This window comes from Salinicola lusitanus (genome assembly GCF_003206045.1).
GTDB classification, from domain to species: Bacteria; Pseudomonadota; Gammaproteobacteria; order Pseudomonadales; family Halomonadaceae; genus Salinicola; species Salinicola lusitanus.
Genome location: NZ_PZJM01000003.1, coordinates 1 through 20,858 on the forward strand (window position 1 = coordinate 1; position 20,858 = coordinate 20,858).

The following is a 20,858-nucleotide window of genomic DNA, read 5'->3' on the forward strand; positions in this document are numbered from 1 at the left end:
CACCGGTTACCGGATTGAGCCCCTGGCCCATCATCTCGGTCACCATCACTCCCGTGCCCATCTGCTGCATCAACTGCTCAAGAGAAGAGGTCGGCGCCTGAATCCGAACGTTGCGCGCCCCGCCGGCGTTGCCGGTGGTCTGGAGGCCCAGCCGACGAGCGCTGTAGGCCGCCAGCATGTAACTCGCCAGCCTGCCGCGATCGATGAAGACATTGTCGCGCGTGGCGACGCCGTCACCATCGAAGGCGGCGCTCGCCATGCCACCGACCTCGCGCGGATGCTCACCTAGGGTGAACCACTCTGGGAACAGCGTCTCGCCGAGCTGGTCGCAGAGAAACGACGATTCGCGATAGAGCGCCCCGCCGGCGATGCTGTTGAGCAGGTTGCCGACCAACCCGCGCGCCATGTCCGGCGCCAGCAGCACCGGGAACCGGCCGGTTTTGGGCCGCTGCCCGCCCAGCCGGCTCAGGGTCCGCTCGGCAGCGCTGACACCCACCGACTCCGGAGTCGCCAGATCACTGGCCTTGCGCGCCGTGGTGAAATCGTGATCGCGCTGCATGCCGTCGCCGCTACCGCCGATCAGCAGGCAGGAAAGGGAGTGGCGAGTGCCGCGCTTGCTGCCCAGAAAGCCATGGCTGTTGGCATAGACCGTGACCACTTCCGAGGAAGAGAGGCTGGCACCTTCGGAGTTGGTGATGCCAGCTTGATCACGGCCCGCGCTTTCGCAGCGCAGCGCCAGCTCGACCGCCTGATCGGTGCTCAGCGCCCACGGGTGATGGAGGTCGAGATCCGGCAGCTCGGTCGCCATGAGCGCTGCGTCGGCGAGCCCCGAAGCCGGGTCCTCGCCGGTGTAGCGCGCGATCGAGATCGCCTTCTCGACCACCGCCCGAATCGAGGCGTCCCCGGCGTCCGAGGAGGAAGCATTGCCCTTGCGGTTGCCCACGTAGACGGTGACCGCGATACCTTGATCGCGAGAGAGCTCCACCGTTTCGATCTCGCCCAGGCGCACGCTCACGCCCAACCCCTGGTCGACGCTGGCACCGACTTCGCAGGCGTCTGCGCCAAGTTGCCTGGCGAGTTCCAGCGCCATGCCGGCGCGCTCCTCGAGGCGCGATTGCTGTGCCTCGGCGTTGAAAGCTTGACTCATCTGAGACTCCTGATGCTTGAAACTCCGCTCATCGGACACGCCGATCGAACGGAGCCTGGATCAATTCGGGCCCTGGGCGGGGCGCTATGTATCCACGCCTGGCTGACAAGAAGCGTTGGCGAGGCGGGTCGCGCTGATATACTACGGCCCTCACTCGACGCATTGGGTAAACCATGGCTAACGATTCGGACAACGATACGGCTTTCGATCACGACGCACCTCCCAGCAAGAGCCAGATCAAGCGGGAGATGCAGGAGCTGCAGGCACTCGGCGAGCGCATCATCGCACTGGACCCCGCCGTGCGCGCGCGGCTGCCGCTCTCCGACGAAATGCTCGCTGCCGTCGAGGAGACCGGTCGCATCCGCTCCCACGAAGGACGCCGTCGCCACATGCAGTACGTCGGCAAGGTCATGCGCAAGGAGGACCGCGAGGCGATCCGGGCCGCCTTCGAGGAGATCGACCAGGAGCACGTCCAGCGCAACGCCGCGTTCCACCGTCTCGAACGGCTTCGCGACCAGCTCATCGAGGACGATGCCGCCCTGGAACCCTTCATCGAAACGCATCCCCATGTCGACCGCCAAGCGCTGCGTCAGTTGATCCGCAACGCCCGAAGCGAGAGAGCGCGGAACAAGCCGCCCGCCAGCTCCCGCAAGCTGTTCCAGCTGATTCGTGACACTGCCGGGCTCTGAACCGCGGGCAGCCAACCTGGGCTCGCCTGTCGCCAGATCACGCAACGCCTGGCGCGTGGCTATGACGCCGTGCCACCGACGGTGATCTCGTCCAGCTTCAGGGTCGGCTGACCGACGCCGACCGGCACCCCCTGGCCCTCCTTGCCGCAGACCCCGATACCGCTGTCCAGCGCCATGTCGTTACCGATCATCGAGACATGCGACATCGCTTCGGGGCCATTGCCGATCAGCGTGGCGCCCTTGACCGGCGCGGTGATCTTGCCGTCCTCGATCAGGTACGCCTCGGAGGCCGAGAACACGAACTTGCCGGAAGTGATATCGACCTGACCACCGCCGAAGCTGACCGCGTAGATACCCCGCTTGACGCTCTTGACGATCTCTTCCGGGTCGTCCCGCCCCGCCAGCATGTAGGTGTTGGTCATGCGGGGCATGGTGACATGAGCGTAGGATTCACGCCGCGCGTTGCCGGTGGGCTGCATGCCCATCAGCCGCGCATTGAGCTTGTCCTGCATGTAGCCGGTGAGAATGCCATCCTCGATCAACGGCGTGTACTGGCCCGGCGTTCCCTCGTCGTCGATGCTCAGTGAGCCGCGACAGTCGTCGAGCGTGGCATCGTCGACGACAGTGACGCCCTTGGCCGCCACCCGCTGACCCAGGCGGCCGGCGAAGGAGGAGCTGCCCTTGCGGTTGAAATCCCCTTCCAGACCGTGGCCCACCGCTTCATGCAGCAGGATGCCCGGCCAGCCATTGGCCAGCACCACCGGCATCTGTCCGGCCGGCGCGGCGACCGCCTCCAGATTCACCAGCGCCTGCCGCACCGCTTCCCTGGCATAGGCGTCGGCAACGTTCTCGTCTCGCAGACGCTGCATGGAATAGCGGCCGCCACCGCCGGCGCTGCCGCGCTCGCGACGTCCATTCCTGGCGACGATCACGTTGACGTTGAACCGCACCAGCGGGCGGATGTCGGCGGCCAGCGTGCCGTCGCTGGCACAGACGAGCACCACCTCGTGCACGCCGGTCAACGACGCGCTGACCTGGGTCACCGCAGGATCGGCGGCGCGCGCCACACGATCCGCCTGCTTGAGCATCGCGATCTTCTCTTCGGCACCCAGCCCGCTCAGCGGATCGATACCCTGGTAGCGAGACGTCGCGGCGGCGACCTGAATCGGTGCCGGTTCACGCCGGTCGCCGCTGCGCGCGATGCCGGACGCGGTGCGCCCGGTGTCCAGCAGCGCGTCCGGGCTGATCTGGCTCGAGTAGGCGAAGCCGGTCTTCTCGCCGGAGAGCGAGCGCACGCCGACGCCCCCATCGATGTTGTAGCTGGCATCCTTGACCTCGCCATCCTCCAGCACCCACATCTCGTGCCAGGTGCGCTGGAAGAAGAGATCGGCGTAGTCGATACCGGCGCCCATGGCGTGGCCAAGGCCAACGCTCAGCGATTCGACGTCCAGCCCGCCGGGCGCCAGCAACAGCGTCGACGCCTGCTCGAGAGCGTCGCCACTCGTCTGTTTCATCGGACTCAGTGTCATTGGGCACTTTCCAGGTTGATGTTCGGCGAGGACCAGGGGCCCTCGATGCGATAGTAAATCTGCGTCGCGCGATCCAGCCAGCGGCCGAACAGCTGATCGACGACGAAGAGGCCGATACCGACCTGCGGAGCGCCGGCCATGACCGCGACCAGCGGCAGGTTCTGGCTGACGGGCACGGTGATCCCGAGGCGCTGGTCCAGCGTCTGCCGATTGAGATCGACGCTGCCGGAGAGCGTGAACCGAGTGGCGGTACCGTCGACGACGATCGGCCCCTCGGTCTGCAATCGGCCATTGTACAGCGTAGCGCTGCCCTCGATGCTATTGAAAGCCGTACCGCCGCTCGTGACGTCGGAAAAGTCCAGTTGCAGACGGCGCAGCACGTTGTCCAGGTTGAACAGGCCGACCAGCTTGGCCCCCGAGGAGTGGATCTGGCGTAGTCGGCCATTCTCGAGGGTCGCCTGAACCCGTCCGGTCGACAGCGGCAAGGCGAACTGCCATGGCGCCCCCGGCCAGGAGAGTTGCATATCGGCGTCCGCGCTCTCGCTGGTGACCGGCACCTGCTGGCCCAGCGCCTGGAAGGCACTTCCCACGTTACCACCCGTGGCTTTCACCTGAGCCCGGCTCAAGCTTGCCTCCCCGGAGGCTTGCCACTCGAGAGACCCGGACAGCTTCAGCGCTCCCAGCGTCAGACTCAGCGGCTCGACGGCGAGTTGCCGGTCATCGGCATGCCAGGTCGCCTCCAGCGGCCCGAACTGCTGCCCCTGACGCTCGAACTGTGCAACCCGCACGTGACCCGCCGGCACTTTGCCGAGACCCGAGGGGATCGCCGCTGGATGGGGGGCGGTCTCGATCTCCTCCATCAGGCTCGACGCCTGGCCCTGGTCCGCCCCCTCCTTGGGGGTCAATGCATCCAGATTGAGACGTTGCAGATCGATATCGATCGGCATCGCGGCATCCGGCTGCCAACTGGCCTTCCCCGCGGCGATCTCGCCGGCGAGCGACAGTTGCCAGCCGTTCGACAGCGGCGAGGCATCGGCCTGCAAGCCACCGAGACAGCGCCCTTCCACCAGGATGCAAGGCGTCGACAGCGCAATGCGCTTGAGACCGCCGCCATCCTTGACGGGCTTCGCCTCGGGATCGCCAACATCGTCCTCGAGGGTCGTTGGAACACCGCCTTCCGTGTCTGATGCCGAATCGGCGGCTTCGAGTCCGCTCAGGGCCTTTACCCAACGCTGGGTATCGATCCGGTTCGGGCGCCACAATACGTACCAGCCGGGCTCGCTGGGCCAGGCGGCCTGTTCGCCCGGCCACCCTTCCAGCCACACTTGCCCCTGGACCTGATCGCCGACGGTGCGCCAACGGGCGTGCCCCCAGCTACCCAGCGTCACCCGGCCGGTGCCGGCGGCAATATCGGCATCGATCGCCAACGACTCGCTCGAAGAAGGCGACTTCCCGAACGGCGGCGGCAGTGCGATCCCCAGGCTCTCGAGGTCGCTGCGCACCGTGAGGCTGGCGTTGTCCTGTTCGTCGAACGTCAAGTTGGCGCGATAGGGGAAGAAGCCGCTCAACAGGCCGCCGACGCGAGACAGGCCGGCCCAATCCAGCAGTCCCCGCCCCAGCGCTCTGCCCTCGAGGGCAATGCCGCTGGGGCCGCGCTGGCGACCGCCGATATTGAAGTGCGCCAGCACCGGTCCCTCGAAAGCCCGCGCCCCCAGCTCTCCGGTGACATAGTCCTCGCCGTTGTCGCGCCGATAGCGCAGGTCGCCGTTGACGCCACCGAGCGTCAGCTGCAGCTCGGGAAACGTCAATGACTTAGCATCGACCCGACCCTGGACGTCGACCGCCATGTCGGTCTCGACGTCGCTGCCCTCGTCCATCGGCATGTCGATACGGAGATTGGCGCTGACCGAGCCCTCGCTCTGCCAGAGGCCGAAGGTCTCACTCATGGTGTCCAGCGGGGCGTGGGCGAGAAAATCCAGCACGCCGGCGGTGCTGCCGTTGACATCACCTTCTACGTGCAGCGTCTTGTCGGCCAGCACGACGCTGGCATTGCGGGTCGTCAGGCCGTGGCTGGTGGCGTGTGTGATGTTCGCGTCCAGGTCCATGTTGTCCATCTGCAGATGACCGTAGACCTTCTCCAGCGCGGGCCACTCGGGGGCGTACTGGAGACGCCCGTCGGCCACGTCCAGCGACAGCTTGAGATAGTCGTCCGGGTTGACGAACATCTGACCTTCCGGCGCCTCCTTGTCGCTCAGCGTGACGGAGAGCCCCAGCTTGCCCCGCTCGACGATGCCGCCGATGTCGCCGCCGAACCATTCCCGCAACTGCTCGTCGTCGATCACGCGGGTAGGCAGCCACGACAGTACCCGCGAGTTCCGGGCGTCGGCATTGGCAAAATCGAGATCGAGCAGGAAGGTGCCGGGCTTGTCCTGGTCATCGTAGAGCGTCAGCCCGAATCGACCGGTGGCGGTTGCGCCCCGCCATCCCGCCTTGAGGTTCTCGCCGCTGACCACGGCACCCTGGCGGGTCAGTTCGAAGTCGATCTGGCCGCTGGCGCGGGAGAGATCCAGCGGATCGGCGTAGACCATCGGAATCGAGAATTGCGCCGCTTCGTCGGCGGCGAAGGAGACGGTGCCTCCACGCCCACGATAGCTGATCCAGGCATCCGCGGGGCCACCCCCGGGAATCTCGTTCCAGGCGGTGACCGCAGCGTTCTCGACTGCGCTCTGGGCATACCATTCACCGTCTTCCCGCCCGACTTCCAGACCGGCGACGTGGCCTCGAGGGTTCAACTGGATCAGGGTCTGGGCGAGCTCGAACGGCAGTGGCAAATAGCGCAAGTAGTCGGTCATGCCGGCCAGATCGAACGGTGCGCTGCGCAGCCACCAGCCATCATCGGTGGACCGGGCCTGCAACTGCTGCGGCCAGTCCACCGCCGCCAGGCCGGCATGAGAGACCCGCAGGTCATCGAGCCAGGCGCTCCAGCCGCCCTCGGCGTCACGGTCCAATCCCGCCTCGAAGCCGAGCCCTCGCAGCGTCTCGGAAACCTCGTTGCGGGTGTCATTGACCTGCAACCGGGGTACGTCCAAGGAGATCCGACCCTGGCGCAGCCCGCCTTCACGCCACTCGCCGGCCAGCGACGCCTGTCCCTCGACCTTCCCGATCCCTCTGGGGTAACCGGAGCTCAGTGCGACCAGTGACGGCGACAGTGCGCTCAGATCGAGGGCTCCGGCGAAGCGAGCCTCGGGGTGATCGTCGGTGCCGCCACCCTCTGGCTGCGCCGCACCGCCGCTCTCGATCGCCAGATGAAGGTGGCCCGCCTCCTTGCCCCCGGCGCTGAGCGTGGCCTGGATCGAGGCCTGGCCGCTCCGGCTGGCCAGCGTCAGTTGCGAAACCGACACGCTGGCCTGCTCGCGCTCGCCATGCAGGACCAGCGTGACGTTCTCGAGCCGGGCCTGCTGGCGCGCCAGCATCCGCAGCCAGCCGTCGACATCGAGCGAAGACGACGACGAGTCGTCGGAGCCACCGAACCAGCGACTGCCTGCGCCATCCGGCCAGGCCCACCGGCCGTCGGCGGCCTGATAGAGGTGCAGCGTCAGCCCCTCGATCTCCGCTCCCCGCAGGACCGGCGCGCCCAGCCGCCAGCTCGCCAGCGTCTCGAGCCGCCCGGCGGCGTGATCGACACTCAGCAGCGGCTGACCGTCATGGGTCTCGAGTCGCAGGTCATTCAACGTTAGGCGGGGATTCAATCGATGGACCGTCAGGGCGAGTTGACCGAGCCCGGCACTGGCATCCAGTTGGTCTTCCAGGACGGAGGTCAGCCAGGGGCTCAACCGGTCGATCTGCCAGGCTGCCAGTCGGACGCCGCTCGAAAGTACGGCGACGACGATGGCAACGAGGGCGACCAGTGTCAGCAGCCAGCGCCAGGAAGCACGCAACCGAGTCATTCGGGGACGACTCATCGGTTCACATCAGCACGATGTCGTACTGTTCCTGGGAGTAGTGCGCCTCCACCTGGAACCGGATCGTCTTGCCGATGAAGGATTCGAGATCGGCCACCGCGGCGGACTCCTCGTCGAGCAACCGATCGACCACCGACTGGGCGGCCAGCACCATGTAGGTCTCCGGCGAATAGGCCCGCTCCTCGCGCAGGATCTCGCGGAAGATCTCGTAGCAGATCGTTTCCGGGGTCTTCAGCGACCCCCGCCCCAGGCAGGTCGGGCAGGGTTCGCACAGTGTCTGTTCGAGACTCTCGCGGGTACGCTTGCGAGTCAGCTGCACCAGGCCCAGTTCGGTAACGCCGGTCAGCTTGTTCTTGGCGTGGTCCCGTTCCAGCGACTTCTCGAGCACCCGCAATACCTGGCGCTGGTGCTCCAGCTCCTCCATGTCGATGAAGTCGATGATGATGATGCCGCCGAGATTGCGCAGCCGCAGCTGGCGGGCGATGGCGGTCGCGGCTTCGAGGTTGGTCTTGAAGATGGTCTCCTCGAGATTGCGATGGCCGACATAGCCGCCGGTATTGACGTCGATGGTGGTCATCGCCTCGGTCTGGTCGATGACCAGATAACCGCCGGACTTGAGCTGTACCTTGCGCCCCAATGCCTTCTGGATCTCGTCCTCGACGCTGTAGAGATCGAAGATCGGCCGCTCGCCGGGGTAGTATTCGATCCGCGACTCCATGGTCGGCATGAACTCCCGGGCGAACTCCTTGAGCTTGAAGTAGTTCTCGCGGGAGTCGATGCGCACCTTCTCGATCTGGTCACGCATCACGTCGCGTAGCGTACGGATGAACAGTGGAAGATCGTCGTAGATCGGGGTGGAGACCTCGGCCGTCGTACGCCGCTCGGCCACCTTCTGCCACAGCCGCTGCAGGAAGACCATGTCGGCGAACAGCTCCTCTCGCCCCACGCCCTCGGCCGCCGTGCGAATGATGAAGCCCCCGCTGTCGCCTGACGGCAGCTCCGCCTTGCCGCTCTCGACCAGCGCCTTCAATCGTTCGCGCTCGGCCTCGTCCTCGATCCGCTGGGAGACGCCGACATGGGGGGAATCCGGCATATAGACGAGATAGCGGGAGGGAATGGAGAGATGCGTGGTCAACCGCGCCCCCTTCGAACCGATCGGGTCCTTGGTGACCTGCACGATCAGCGACTGCCCGGCGTGCAGCAGATGGCTGATCGACGCCGGCTCCTCGTGCGGGGCATCGGGAGGGAGTACTTCGTTGACGTGAATGAAGGCGGCCCGCTCGAGGCCGATATCGATGAAGGCGGCCTGCATGCCCGGAAGGACCCGCACGACCTTGCCCTTGTAGATATTGCCGACGATGCCCCGGCGACGGCTGCGCTCGATGAAGGCTTCCTGCAGCACACCGTTTTCCACCACGGCCACCCGCGTTTCCATCGGCGTCAGATTGATCAGTACCTCACCGCTCATGCGGGCATCCTTGTTGCAGGTGGTTCGAGCACGCCGGCGACATCCCTTGCCGGGGCCAGCGGCGCCAGCCTCATGGGAATTATGGCACAGCCGCCCGTTCTCTCATAAGGCGCCCCGTCACGAGGGAAGATCGCCCGGCCCGTCATCCGGCAACGCGCCACCCCACAGCGGGACACCTTGCCCGCGTAGCAGGGCCGCGGTCTCGGCAAGCGGCAGACCCACCACGGCGGAGTAGCTCCCCACCAATTGGTCGACGAAGATCGATGCCAGGCCCTGAATCGCGTAGCCGCCCGCTTTGTCCAGCGGCTCCCCGGTTGCCCAGTAGGCCGACGCTTCCGCCTCGTCGATGCAACGCATCACCACGCGGGTGGAGACCCGGCTCTCGACCAGCCCCCGAGGGCCCAGCACGGCCACCGCGGACAGTACCCGGTGCTCCCGCCCGGACAGCATCATCAACATCTCGCGGGCGTGGGCTTGATCTGCCGGCTTGCCGAAGATGGCATCGTCGCAGACCACGACGGTGTCGGCGCCCAAGGTGGGCAACGCACTGCCCACATGGCCCGCTTCGGCCTTCTGGCGAGCCAGGCGGGAGACGAAGCGCTCCGGCGACTCGTCGTCCAGCCGGGACTCGTCGATGTCGGTCGGCACGACCTCGACCGTGACGCCGATCGATGCCAGCAGCTCGCGCCGACGCGGCGACGCCGATGCCAGGCGCAGGACGGGGTCGGCGCGGGAAGCGGCATTCATGGGCAAATCCTCCGAGGGAGCTGGGAAGTCACCGGCCGTCGGCATGCCGCCACCGGTCGGGAAGAGCGCCGGTCACGCCGCAGCGTGGTCGCGAATGGCCGCTGCGACGGCTACCCGATGCCCAACCGGCGACGCACCACCTGCATCATGGTGAATAGCCACGGCCAAAGCAGCGCACCGATCAGTGCTGGCAGCAGGAACTCGAGGCTGACGGAGATCGGGCCGAAGATCGTGCGCAGCCACTGTTCGACCAGTTGCGCGATACCCAGCAGAATGAAGACCAGCACGGCCTGCTGCCAGATCGAATAGACGCGGAAGCGCTGATAGAGCAGCAGGAAGAGATAGGCAAGCAGCGACAGCACCAGGGCATTCTGCCCCAACGGTGCGCCCTCGATCAGGTCGAGCATCAGGCCCAGCACGAAGCCATGCAGCACGCCCACGCGTTGCGGGGTGGCGACACACCAGTAGGCCAGCAGCACACCCAGCCAGTCCGGTCGCCACACCAGCCAGGCATCCGGCAGCGGCATCACCTGCAGGCAGAGTGCCAACAGCAGCGTGAACCAGACGAAGAGATAACCGAACGGACCCATGGCTACTCCTGCTCCGTGGACTGCAGTGTCAGCGCTGCGGTCAACGCGTCTTCATTGATCCGGTTGGTATCGGGATGACCGGGATCACCCGGCCACACCACCTGGCGAGCCATGCGCTCCGGCGCGCTCAAGCTCTCCTCGGGTCGCTCGGGCGGAAACAGCAGCAGGAAATAGCGCGAGCGCTCCGGCTGGGAGATCGGCTCCGCCGAGACTTCCATGAACGCCTGACTCGACTCGCGCTTGACGTCGACGACACGCGCGACCGGATAGCCCTGAGGGAAACGCCCGCCCAGTCCGGATGTCACCAGCAGATCGCCCTCGCGAATATCCGCCGTCGCCGGCACGCTGGGGATGTTGAGCGAATCGAGCTGGCCGGTGCCCTGGGCGATGAAGCGCAAACCGTTGCGATTGATCTCCACCGGCACCGCATGGTTGGCATCGGCCACCATCAGCACGCGACTGGTATAGGCGGAGACGGAGACCACCTGCCCGATCAGGCCCGAGGCGTCCATCACCGGTTGGCCGATGTAGACGCTATCGCGCCGCCCTCGGTTGATCACCATCTGCTGGGTGAACGGGTCGGAGTCCAGCGATAGCAGCTCGGCGGTGATATAGGGCACGTCGGCGGGATTCGGAGCGTTGAGCAGTTCGCGCAGGTGGATGTTCTCGGCGGTCAGGCTCGCCATGCGCTGCACCCGGTTGGAGAGCGTCAGCAGCTGCTCGCGCAGGCGCCCGTTCTCGTCGATCAGCGCCTGCTGGTCGGAGATCGCCATGGCGCCCCAGCGCACACCCTCGCTAGGCAGCGCGACCAGCCACTGGATCGGCGCCACGATCGAGGTCATATGGGAACGTGCCGTTTCCACCGCGCTGAAGCGGTGTTCGGCAAACATAAGCCCGAACGCCAGTACCGCACACAGCAGCATGCGGTACGTGGGTATCGGGCCGTAGGAAAACAGCGGTTTGATAGGCCTCACCCCCACCTACCGAAGACGGAAGGTGCCGCTCGGCGGCCTCATCCGTCGCGGCTGGCCTCAATCGCTGGAGAGCAGTTCGAAGGTATGCTGATCGATCATCTCGAGCGCCTTGCCGCCACCCCGAGCAACGCAGGTGAGCGGATCCTCGGCGATGATGACCGGCAGGCCGGTCTCCTCGGCGATCAGCTTGTCGATGTCACGCAGCAACGCGCCACCGCCGGTCAGCACCAGGCCACGCTCGGCGATGTCGGAGGCCAGTTCCGGCGGGGACTGCTCCAGGGCGCTCTTGACCGCCGCGACGATGGAGGCCAACGGCTCCTGCAGCGCATCGAGGATCTCGTGGGAATTGAGCGTGAAGCTGCGCGGAATGCCCTCGGCCAGGTTGCGCCCGCGAACATCGATCTCGCGCAGCTCGCCGCCCGGATAGGCGCAGCCCACCTCCTCCTTGATCCGCTCCGCCGTCGCCTCGCCGATCAGACTGCCGTAGTGGCGACGTACATAGGAGGTGATCGCCTCGTCGAAGCGGTCGCCACCCACCCGCACGGATTCGGAGTAGACCACGCCATTGAGCGAGATGATCGCGATCTCGGTGGTGCCGCCACCGATGTCGACAACCATGGAACCCTGCGCCTCCTCGACCGGCAGGCCGGCACCGATCGCGGCAGCCATCGGCTCCTCGATCAGGTAGACATCCCGTGCGCCGGCACCCTCGGCGGACTCCTTGATCGCGCGGCGCTCGACCTGCGTGGACATGCAGGGAACGCACACCAGCACGCGCGGGCTAGGCGTCAAAAATGTGCTTTGATGAACTTTGCGGATGAAGTGCTGCAGCATCTGCTCGGTAACGGTGAAATCGGCGATCACACCATCCTTCATCGGACGGATGGCGGTAATGTTACCGGGCGTGCGCCCCAGCATCCGTTTGGCGTCGAGACCGACAGCCGCAACACTACGCATGTTGCCGGATTGGCGAATCGCCACGACGGAGGGTTCGTCCAGGACGATCCCGCGACCGCGGACGTAAATCAGCGTGTTGGCGGTCCCCAGATCGATCGACAGATCGCTCGAGAACAGCCCCCGTAAACGTTTAAACATGGAAACTTTTACCTAGTCCAGACCGGAACCCTGTGCGGACGCAAACGGTATCACCGTGGGGGTAAAGCAGCAAGCGCAAGCCTGCCAGATGGGGCGTTAATATGATAATGTCTCCTCCATTTCTTGGCATGAATCTTGGCATGAACAGTATCGCGAAGTTTTAGCGCGATGACCGTCTCCGATTTCCGACATCCCGAGGTTCGGGACTGGCCCTTTGGGTAGAGGTTTCGGCGATCCGGTCTCACCGCCATTCACGACGCGATGTCTCAACCAGAGGACCTTTTCTACATGGCAATCGAACATGCGGACGTGCTGCGCGCCGCGCATCTGGCTCGCCTGGGACTCAACAGCGATGCCGAAGCGGCCGGCTATGTCGACGACCTGACCCGGATCCTGGAAATGGTCGATCGCTTGCAGGCGGTGGACACCAATGGCATCGCGCCCCTCTCCCACCCGCTCGACACCACCCAGCGCCTGCGCCCGGACGAGGTCACCGAGACCAATCAGCGCGACGCCTTCCAGGCCTGCGCGCCGGAGACCGCCGAGGGCCTCTATCTGGTACCGCGTGTCGTCGAATAAGTTCGACATTTCAGGACACTTTAGACTTCAGGGCGCTTCAGAGAGTCGACCAAGTTCGACATCGTCGAGCACGTCCGACGTCGTTTATCGATGAGAGCGACAATTGCCGTCATTTCATCCCGCATAGCGATCTGACTCAGGGAATATCGACCCCATGCATCATATGACGCTCACGGAACTCGCCAAGGGCCTAAAAGCCGGCGACTTTTCCAGCCGAGAGCTGACCACCAGCCTGCTCGACCGTATCGAGCGCCTGGATGGCGAAATCAACAGCTTCGTCACCGTCACTCGCGATCAGGCCCTCGCTGCTGCCGATGCCGCCGACCAAGCCCGCGCCAAGGGCGAGTCGCGCCCGCTTGCCGGCCTGCCGCTGGCGATCAAGGATATCTTCTGCACCCAGGGCATCCGTACCAGTTGCGGCTCGAAGATGCTCGACAACTTCCAGGCGCCCTACAACGCCACGGTGGTCGAGAAGCTCCAGGCCGCCGGCATGATCAGCCTCGGCAAGACCAACATGGACGAGTTCGCCATGGGCTCGTCCAACGAAAACAGCTTCTATGGCCCGGTCAAGAATCCCTGGGACCACACCGCCGTCCCCGGTGGCTCCTCCGGTGGCAGCGCCGCCGCCGTCGCGGCCGGCTTCGCGCCTGCCGCGCTGGGCACCGATACCGGCGGCTCGATTCGCCAGCCGGCCGCCTTCTGCGGCATCACCGGCCTCAAGCCGACCTATGGCCGGGTCTCCCGCTACGGCATGGTCGCGTTCGCCTCGAGCCTCGACCAGGGCGGGCCGATGGCCCGCAGCGCGGAGGATTGCGCCCACCTGCTCGGCGCCATCGCCGGCCACGACCTGCGTGACTCCACCAGCGTCGCCCGGGTGGTGCCGGACTATCTGGCCGAGCTGGACGCGCCGCTGGACGGACTCAAGATCGGGCTGCCCAAGGAGTACTTCGGTGACGGCCTGGACGCGGAGGTCGAAAGCGCCATCCGCGAAGCGATCCGGGTCTACGAATCCCTGGGCGCCAAGGTGTGCGAGGTCAGCCTGCCGCATACCCACCTGGCGGTGCCGGCCTACTACGTGATCGCCCCGGCGGAAGCCTCCTCGAATCTCTCACGCTACGACGGCGTGCGCTTCGGCCACCGCTGCGACAACCCGGTCGATCTCGAGGATCTCTACAAGCGCTCGCGCGCCGAGGGCTTCGGCGACGAGGTCAAGCGCCGTATCCTGATCGGCACCCACACCTTGTCGGAAGGCTTCTTCGACGCCTACTACCGCAAGGCGCAGCAGGTCCGCCGCCTGATCCGCCAGGACTTCATGGACGCCTTCGAGGAAGTCGACGTGCTGATGGGCCCGGCCGCGCCGACCCCGGCGTTCGATCTCGGCGCCAAGAAAGACCCGGTCTCGATGTATCTGCAGGACATCTACACCATCGCCATCAACCTGGCCGGTATCCCGGGCATCAGCGTACCCGCCGGTTTCTCTGGCCAGGGCCACCGGCCGATCGGCCTCCAGATTCTCGGCCAGCACTTCGCCGAGGGCCAACTGCTCAACGTGGCGCATCAGTTCCAGCAGGCGACGGACTGGCACCGTCGGCATCCGACCGATCAGGAGACAACCTAATGCAGTGGGAAACCGTCATCGGGTTGGAGGTCCATGTCCAGCTCGCCACCCAATCCAAGATCTTCTCCGGCGCCTCCACCGCGTTCGGCGCCGAGCCCAATACCCAGGCCTGCGCCATCGATCTGGGCCTGCCCGGCGTGCTGCCGGTGCTCAATGAAGGCGCCGTGGCAATGGCCGTTCAGTTCGGCCTGGCGATCAATGCCGAGATCCCCGAGACCTCGCTGTTCGAGCGCAAGAATTACTTCTACCCCGACCTGCCCAAGGGCTATCAGACCAGCCAGATGGCCCAGCCCATCGTCGGCAAGGGGGAAGTCGAGATCGTGCTGGACGACGAGGTGCGCAAGCGGATCCGCATCCACCACGCCCACCTGGAAGAGGATGCCGGCAAGTCGCTGCACGAAGACTTCCACGGCATGAGCGGCATCGATCTCAACCGTGCCGGCACGCCGCTGCTGGAGATCGTCTCCGAACCCGACATGCGCTCGGCCAAGGAAGCGGTCGCCTACATTCGTGCGATTCACGCCATCGTCACCTATCTGGGCATTTCCGACGGCAACATGGCCGAAGGCTCGATGCGCTGCGACGTCAACGTCTCGGTGCGCCCCAAGGGCCAGGAAACGCTGGGCACCCGTGCCGAGATCAAGAACGTCAACTCGTTCCGCTTCGTCGAGCGCGCGATCGAATTCGAGGTCGAGCGCCAGATCGAGCTGATCGAGGATGGCGGCAAGGTCGTCCAGGAGACGCGGCTCTACGATCCGGACCAGGACGAGACCCGCAGCATGCGTACCAAGGAGGAAGCCAACGACTATCGTTACTTCCCCTGCCCCGATCTGCTGCCGGTGATGCTCGATAGCGCCTATATCGAACACCAGCGCGCGACCCTGCCGGAGCTGCCCACCGAGAAGCGTCACCGCTTCGAGACCAGCCTCGGACTCTCGGCCTATGACGCCGGCGTGCTCTCCTCGACCCGCCCGATGGCCGAGTATTTCGAGGCCGTGCTGGCCGTCTGCGGCGATGCCAAGCAGGCGGCCAACTGGGTCCAGGGCGAGCTCTCCGGACATCTCAACCGCGAGAACATCGATATCAGCAACAGCCCGGTCACCCCGGAGCAGTTGGGTGGCCTGGTCAGCCGCGTGCTCGATGACACCATCAACGGCAAGGCGGCCAAGCAGGTCTTCGCCGCGCTGTGGAACAACGAAGGCCAGAGCGCCGACGAGATCATCGACACCCGCGGGCTCAAGCAGGTCACCGACACCGGCGCCATCGAAGCGATGATCGACCAGGTCATCGCGGACAGTCCGGTGCAGGTCGCCCAGTACCGCGACGCCGACCCGGAGAAGCGCGGCAAGATGATCGGCTACTTCGTCGGCCAGGTGATGAAGGCCTCCCGCGGCACCGCCAACCCGCAGCAGGTCAACGGCCTGCTCAAGCAGAAGCTGGACGAAGCCTGAGCCAACGCTCGATCAACCAGCCAGCACCAACGAAAAAGCCCATGGCCTTGTCCATGGGCTTTTGCATGTTGGTGATACGATCGGCCTAGGCCGCCTCGGTCTGCACCCGCTGCCGCAAGGCAAGCGCGCACCTCTCGCGATCCTCCTTGGCCAGGCTCTTGAGCGGGATCTTGAGCTTGCCTTCACCGGAACTCTCTTTGCGGTAATAAAGCACACACTCGCGCGGGGTCGCTTCAACACGCGCTATCTGGTCGAGCGCAAGGGTCGTACGCGGGCGGATGATCGCCAGCTTGACCGAGACATCATCCTCCGTGAGCCGGACGATCGGATTGAACTGGAACCAGAGCCCGGCCACGATCAGGGCACAAGCAACAAGGATGGGCGCCCCCGGAAAAACCGGCGAGCTGGAGATCGCCACCAGCGACGCGAGCAATAATCCACCACCACCGCAAAGCGCAATAAGCGAGGGGATCTTGGCGTAAAAAGCTTGATCCGGACTTTCTTGGTCTGGCATATGAAATCATCCCTTTAGCGTCGAACAGGCTGGCGCCAGTTGATGACTTACCGCCACAGACCAGCACCTACGCGAAAGCTTCAGTTGGCGCGACGGATAAAACCACCGCCAACCTGAACGTTGTGCTCTTCCTGCCACTCCTTGGACTGACGGAGAGCTTCGTCGATCTGCTCTTGGGTCATTTCCTTTGCAAGCCTCTGCTTATCCTTCACTCCCATCGAGCCATAAAGATCGTAATACATATAAGCCTTAACCAAATCGACTTGAGTTCCAACCCCATTCTCGTAATACTCCGCCAAAGACGTAAAACCAACACCACCATCAGGCTCATACTTCGAAAAAGCTGACTTCCTCGCCCAACAGAAAGACTTGGCGTCATCCACAGAAACACCGTCACCCACTTTATAAATATAGGCAAGATTTCCAGCGGACTGCGTATCGCCTTTCCCCCCCGCTTTACCCAACCAATAAACGGCTTTCTTCATGTTTTTTGGAACAAGATCTTGCCATTCTTCACCCCAGAATGCCCTGCCGAGCATGCGCTGAGAGAGAATAAAACCTTCCTCAGCTGTTTTTTCTATCAACTTCCTTGAACGATCGATGTCCCGTTTGACGCAATCGCCGTTATAAAACATCACACCCAAGCTATAACCAGCATCAACAACATTCTTATGCCAAGCACCACTCAATAACGCTTTAGCTTTCGTGCAACTCTGCCGCACATCAAATTCACTATCACCGCTTAAATAAAGAAGACCCAAGAGGTATTCTTTCTCCCTATCCCCAGAGATATCCTTTATATCCTCTTCCGAATATTTCTCAAACGCTTGATTTAGAGTTTTACCGGTAGGGTCTTGGTATAGGATCTCGGCTTCTACAATTGTGGAAAAAACCATCAAAAACAAAATTAAACAGATTCGCACCATCAGGAAATCTCCATCTCAAGAAAGTCCCTACTAATTGGGGTTAGTCTAGCAGATCCGAACCTGAGCTCAAGCTGGACATCATGCCCAATATTTTCTCTCGAAAAAACCTCACTCCATGCCAAACTATAAAAATTATCCTTAAGCTCAAAGCTAGGCTGTTCACCAGAGCTTCTAGATCTTGAGCGCCCATGTTCCGGTGCCAAATCAGCATTTCCTCCAGACTTTAAATACGACCAATCAAACAGCCTATTTCTTTTTTCAGCAGCAACTAGACTTAGATCCAAACTAATATAATTGGTATTTGGCATTTTAACCGAAAGGCTAATTCTTACAAGCAGTAAAACTCGCTCTTCTTCTCCTTGCCGCGCATCTGCATCCGACCCAACCCCTAAGTAGCCACCGCTATTAGAGCTAGTACCCATGTAATTTAGCGGATTGGGCTCGACTGGTTCCCAAGATAACTTTACCAATACGCCTTGGAACACCATCTCCAGCGAGCTTTGCTCGGACGCCATGTCGTCAAACGGCAGAACCTGCATCTCCTCCTGTGCCGATGGCTTACCGAGAATGCTGCGGTTCACCCACATCTGCACCGCCGGAGACACCATAGTAACGAATATAAAACCCACCAGGAGTGTCACAAGGCCGACGAATAGACCTACGAAAACACCGACGACTGTACTTGCGCTGATCACGACGATCGAAGCAATACCGGCGATAACCCCAACCCCACCGGCGATCATGCCATAGTGGCCAGTAAGACTCTGGCCTGTCTTGCGAGCTTCGCTGGCCTCCGTCAACTTCTTCAGGCCATCCCAGATCGAGATCATGCCCCCCGCCACGCCGAGCACGTCGCTGACAAAGGCCCATTTAATCCCACCGATCACCGCGCCTTCCGTCGACAGGCCTAGGCTAGCCATGCGGATCTTGTGGTAGCCTTCGATCCCCGCCATCGCGCCACTCGCCACGCTGACACCCGAGCCAATGATCTTGCTCCAGTCGGCGCCCTCCTCATCGTCCACGAAGGCGCCTTCTTGCCAGGAGACGATCAGGCTCCATAGCACCAGGCACGCACCGGCGACCTGGCCACTGCCCTTGTGGGCGCTGAGCAGGGTGTTGCCGATATCGCGGGCGTTCTGCGCCAGATCACTCAGGCGCTGCTGTTCATCCTCCGGCGTATAGCTGCCTGGCAGGGCGGGAGGTTCGCCACTCCCCCCCGTCACCGCGTTGATATCCACGTAAACCGGCAAGGCAATGCGTACCGTTCTGTCGCTATCGGCCATCGGCGCGGAAAAGTTGCCGACCATCCCATCCAGAGACTTCATTGCCTCGCTGGTATCGGCACCTTGATTCGGCTTTTGGGCGCTCGCTTGCGAGACAGCGCGTAGCCACTGATAGAGTTCGGAGAGTTTGATCTCCCGCTCGACCAGAGTGGGCGCCGGCTGCTCGCCGTTCAGTGCTTGCGGATCGGCCATGAAGGCCAGTTGGTGATAACGCACGAACTGCGACAGCGCCGGCTTATAGTCCGGCGCGGGCACACCAGCGGCTCGGTACAGTACCAGCGAGGCGATGGAATTGCCGATCGTCGTTGCCAGTAGGTCCTGTATCGGGCGCCAGCGGTTGATGATCTGGTCACTCGTCGGAGCGCGCCCGTCAGGCTTCTTAGTGCGTTCACGGACTTGCCGAAAGCGCTCACCCCATGACTTTAGCGTCTGCGCCGATAGCTGTGACCCAGTGGGCAAGCTACCTAAACGCTCCCGGGCCTGCGCGATTAGTTCGGCGTCATTGGCAAAGAGCGCCGCGAGTAGCGGCGACTCACTCGACTCGAGATCGTCGGCCAACAGCTTCCATAAGCCACCACTGGAGGGCGACATGATGCCGCCACGCAGTGCATTGCCTATCAGGCCACTGAGTCCCAGCCCGGTCCAGTAGTCGGACTGGCTATAACGGCCAATCACGGCAGGCAAGCCATATCTAGCCCAAATGGCATAGTCATCGTCGAATACGGCGGCCAGACTCTGGCAATGTGCCGTATTCTGTTCGTAATCGGCTCTGAAGCGGTCGAGAGCATCAGAGTCGTAAAGCTCGTCTAGCTGATCGGCGTGCCTATCCGCCGCTCGCTGGGCTTCGGATTTGAGATTTTGGAGCAGAAACCGCTTGTGCTGAAGCTCGTTTTCTAGAAAAGGAGTCTGCCGTTGCATTTCGGCTTGTCTGGCGATCGCCGGATCACTGCTAGCCGCCCGGCGGTCGAGTTCGGCCTGCTCTTGCTCCAGTTGCGCTATCCGCTCTGTCAGCCGCCGTCTCTCTCCACGCAGCTCCTCAGCTTCGCGCTGCTGATCACGCAGAAAGTCGTCCTTTTCCGTCTCAGCTTCGCGCACGGCCCGATTCAACTGACTTAGACGCCGCTGGTGCTGGGCACGCTCTCGAGGAGAGGCGTTTTCTCGCGAATACTCCTCCTCCTGAAAGGCATCCCGCTCGGCACGCGCCTTATCGATTTTGTCACTCAGTGACTGCTCCTGACTCGCCACGTAGTTACGCGCGAAGTTCTTCTTGAAGGCATCGATGGCCTGCATGCAGAGCAGCTTGCGACGACGCACATTGTGTATCTGCGCCTCGTCATCCTCTTCTTCCTTGTTGTAGAAGAACTCTTCGACGCTGGCCAACGCCTGATGCCGATAGGCGTTCAACTCATCGATGATGCCGATTTCGTCCTTGACCGCGAGAATGAGCCCCTTGCCCTGGTATTCACTGCCGGCATGGTCGAGCCGGCGCTGCATGGCGTCCCTGAGTTCGCCGGGCTCATACAGCGGTCGCGTCGGGCCGCTGGACCAGAACTGTTCATCCAGACTTTCTGCCGCCGCGCTGTATTCGGCGACTTTCTCCAGCTCATCGATGCCAAAGACGCAAGATTGCCGCTGCCCTCCCACCCACGCCGGGATGTTCACCTGCTGCATGTGGTCCTGACGCCACGCCTCATCACTGCCGATCATCCGGATGTGGGCGTTGGGCCAGGGGTGTTCGCTGAAGGCGTAGTAAAGCGTGCCCGATTTCTCGGGAAACGGCAGGGTGACGATAGACGCATCCAGGACATCGCCGGGCTTGTTCTTGCAGCTGTCGGGGAACTTGATGTCGTCCAGCGCGGGCGGCTGCAGCACCGGGAACTGATAGTACTTGCCATCGCTGGTGATCGCGTAGGCGTACCAATAGTTCCCGTCTGTATTGTCCTGGTCGTAGAAGTAGAGATACCCCTGGCGTAGCTGACGCAGAATGTACTTGTTGACCTGGCTACCGGTGCTCTGCGTAAGCTCCGCCCTGACCTCGTCGGGCACGCTTCTCGCCTGCTCTTCGCCGCCTACCAGACTCTTGTCCAGCAGAATGTCGGTGAACTCCTGGATTCTCGAGGTCTCGAGTTCCGGTATATCGCCATTGCGGTCGTTACGCTGGCAGACAGCGTAGCGCACGGGAAGGATCGGTAGTCCCTTGCGTTCACAGAACTGGCAGCTCCCGCTCTCCTGGCCCGCCGCCTCATTTTCCGCTGCGTGAGCGCTCGCTTGAGATGGTGCGGTCAT

General features: G+C 63.3%; 15 protein-coding genes. 4 read left to right on the plus strand and 11 right to left on the minus strand.

Annotated features, from left to right (window positions below; translation table 11 throughout):
• Positions 1 to 1,147, minus strand: a 1,147-nt coding sequence (locus DOM45_RS03855; RefSeq protein WP_110598216.1) for a metallopeptidase TldD-related protein, incomplete at its 3' end; no start/stop codon positions are given.
• A gap of 173 nt (positions 1,148 to 1,320) precedes the next feature.
• Between DOM45_RS03855 and yjgA the strand changes: the two genes are divergently transcribed.
• The gene (yjgA, locus tag DOM45_RS03860; RefSeq protein WP_110598217.1) at positions 1,321 to 1,836 is read left to right on the plus strand and encodes a ribosome biogenesis factor YjgA; all 516 of its coding nucleotides are present in this window, start codon (positions 1,321 to 1,323) and stop codon (positions 1,834 to 1,836) included.
• Between the two features lie 59 nt (positions 1,837 to 1,895).
• Here the strand turns inward: yjgA and tldD are convergent, their stop codons facing one another.
• From tldD to DOM45_RS03895, 7 genes are all read right to left on the minus strand, one after another.
• Positions 1,896 to 3,365: a metalloprotease TldD gene (gene tldD / locus DOM45_RS03865; RefSeq protein WP_167404613.1), complete on the minus strand. Its 1,470-nt coding sequence runs from the start codon at positions 3,363 to 3,365 to the stop codon at positions 1,896 to 1,898.
• Positions 3,362 to 7,327: a YhdP family phospholipid transporter gene (locus DOM45_RS03870; protein WP_110598218.1), complete on the minus strand. Its 3,966-nt coding sequence runs from the start codon at positions 7,325 to 7,327 to the stop codon at positions 3,362 to 3,364. The genes tldD and DOM45_RS03870 overlap by 4 nt, the downstream gene beginning before the upstream one ends.
• Positions 7,328 to 7,331: 4 nt before the next feature.
• Positions 7,332 to 8,795 carry a ribonuclease G gene (gene rng / locus DOM45_RS03875; RefSeq protein ID WP_110598219.1) on the minus strand — a complete coding sequence of 488 codons (1,464 nt, stop codon included), beginning with the start codon at positions 8,793 to 8,795 and terminating at the stop codon, positions 7,332 to 7,334.
• Between the two features lie 117 nt (positions 8,796 to 8,912).
• A complete protein-coding gene (locus DOM45_RS03880) occupies positions 8,913 to 9,542 on the minus strand; it encodes a Maf family protein (RefSeq protein ID WP_110598220.1) in 630 nt (209 codons plus the stop codon).
• Positions 9,543 to 9,652: 110 nt separating this feature from the next.
• A complete protein-coding gene (gene mreD, locus DOM45_RS03885; RefSeq protein ID WP_110598221.1) occupies positions 9,653 to 10,132 on the minus strand; it encodes a rod shape-determining protein MreD in 480 nt (159 codons plus the stop codon).
• A gap of 2 nt (positions 10,133 to 10,134) precedes the next feature.
• A complete protein-coding gene (mreC, locus tag DOM45_RS03890; protein ID WP_280951287.1) occupies positions 10,135 to 11,106 on the minus strand; it encodes a rod shape-determining protein MreC in 972 nt (323 codons plus the stop codon).
• Between the two features lie 57 nt (positions 11,107 to 11,163).
• Positions 11,164 to 12,201 (minus strand): rod shape-determining protein, encoded by a 1,038-nt coding sequence (locus DOM45_RS03895; RefSeq protein ID WP_110598223.1) that lies wholly within the window; start codon positions 12,199 to 12,201, stop codon positions 11,164 to 11,166.
• A gap of 288 nt (positions 12,202 to 12,489) precedes the next feature.
• Between DOM45_RS03895 and gatC the strand changes: the two genes are divergently transcribed.
• From gatC to gatB, 3 genes are all read left to right on the plus strand, one after another.
• A complete protein-coding gene (gatC, locus tag DOM45_RS03900) occupies positions 12,490 to 12,780 on the plus strand; it encodes an Asp-tRNA(Asn)/Glu-tRNA(Gln) amidotransferase subunit GatC (protein ID WP_110598224.1) in 291 nt (96 codons plus the stop codon).
• A 154-nt stretch (positions 12,781 to 12,934) separates the two neighbouring features.
• Complete coding sequence (gatA, locus tag DOM45_RS03905; protein ID WP_110598225.1) at positions 12,935 to 14,398, plus strand: Asp-tRNA(Asn)/Glu-tRNA(Gln) amidotransferase subunit GatA; 1,464 nt, start codon at positions 12,935 to 12,937, stop codon at positions 14,396 to 14,398.
• Positions 14,398 to 15,849 (plus strand): Asp-tRNA(Asn)/Glu-tRNA(Gln) amidotransferase subunit GatB, encoded by a 1,452-nt coding sequence (gene gatB, locus DOM45_RS03910; RefSeq protein WP_110598226.1) that lies wholly within the window; start codon positions 14,398 to 14,400, stop codon positions 15,847 to 15,849. Before gatA ends, gatB begins: the two co-directional genes overlap by 1 nt.
• Before the next feature lie 85 nt (positions 15,850 to 15,934).
• On the opposite strand, the gene DOM45_RS03915 is transcribed toward gatB, so the two are convergent.
• The 3 genes from DOM45_RS03915 to DOM45_RS03925 all read right to left on the minus strand — a co-directional run bounded on the left by DOM45_RS03915 (position 15,935) and on the right by DOM45_RS03925 (position 20,858).
• Positions 15,935 to 16,363 carry a hypothetical protein gene (locus DOM45_RS03915; protein WP_110598227.1) on the minus strand — a complete coding sequence of 143 codons (429 nt, stop codon included), beginning with the start codon at positions 16,361 to 16,363 and terminating at the stop codon, positions 15,935 to 15,937.
• A gap of 80 nt (positions 16,364 to 16,443) precedes the next feature.
• The gene (locus DOM45_RS03920; protein ID WP_110598228.1) at positions 16,444 to 17,289 is read right to left on the minus strand and encodes a tetratricopeptide repeat protein; all 846 of its coding nucleotides are present in this window, start codon (positions 17,287 to 17,289) and stop codon (positions 16,444 to 16,446) included.
• On the minus strand, positions 17,289 to 20,858 hold the full coding sequence (locus DOM45_RS03925; protein WP_110598229.1) for a T6SS effector BTH_I2691 family protein: 3,570 nt from the start codon (positions 20,856 to 20,858) through the stop codon (positions 17,289 to 17,291). Before DOM45_RS03925 ends, DOM45_RS03920 begins: the two co-directional genes overlap by 1 nt.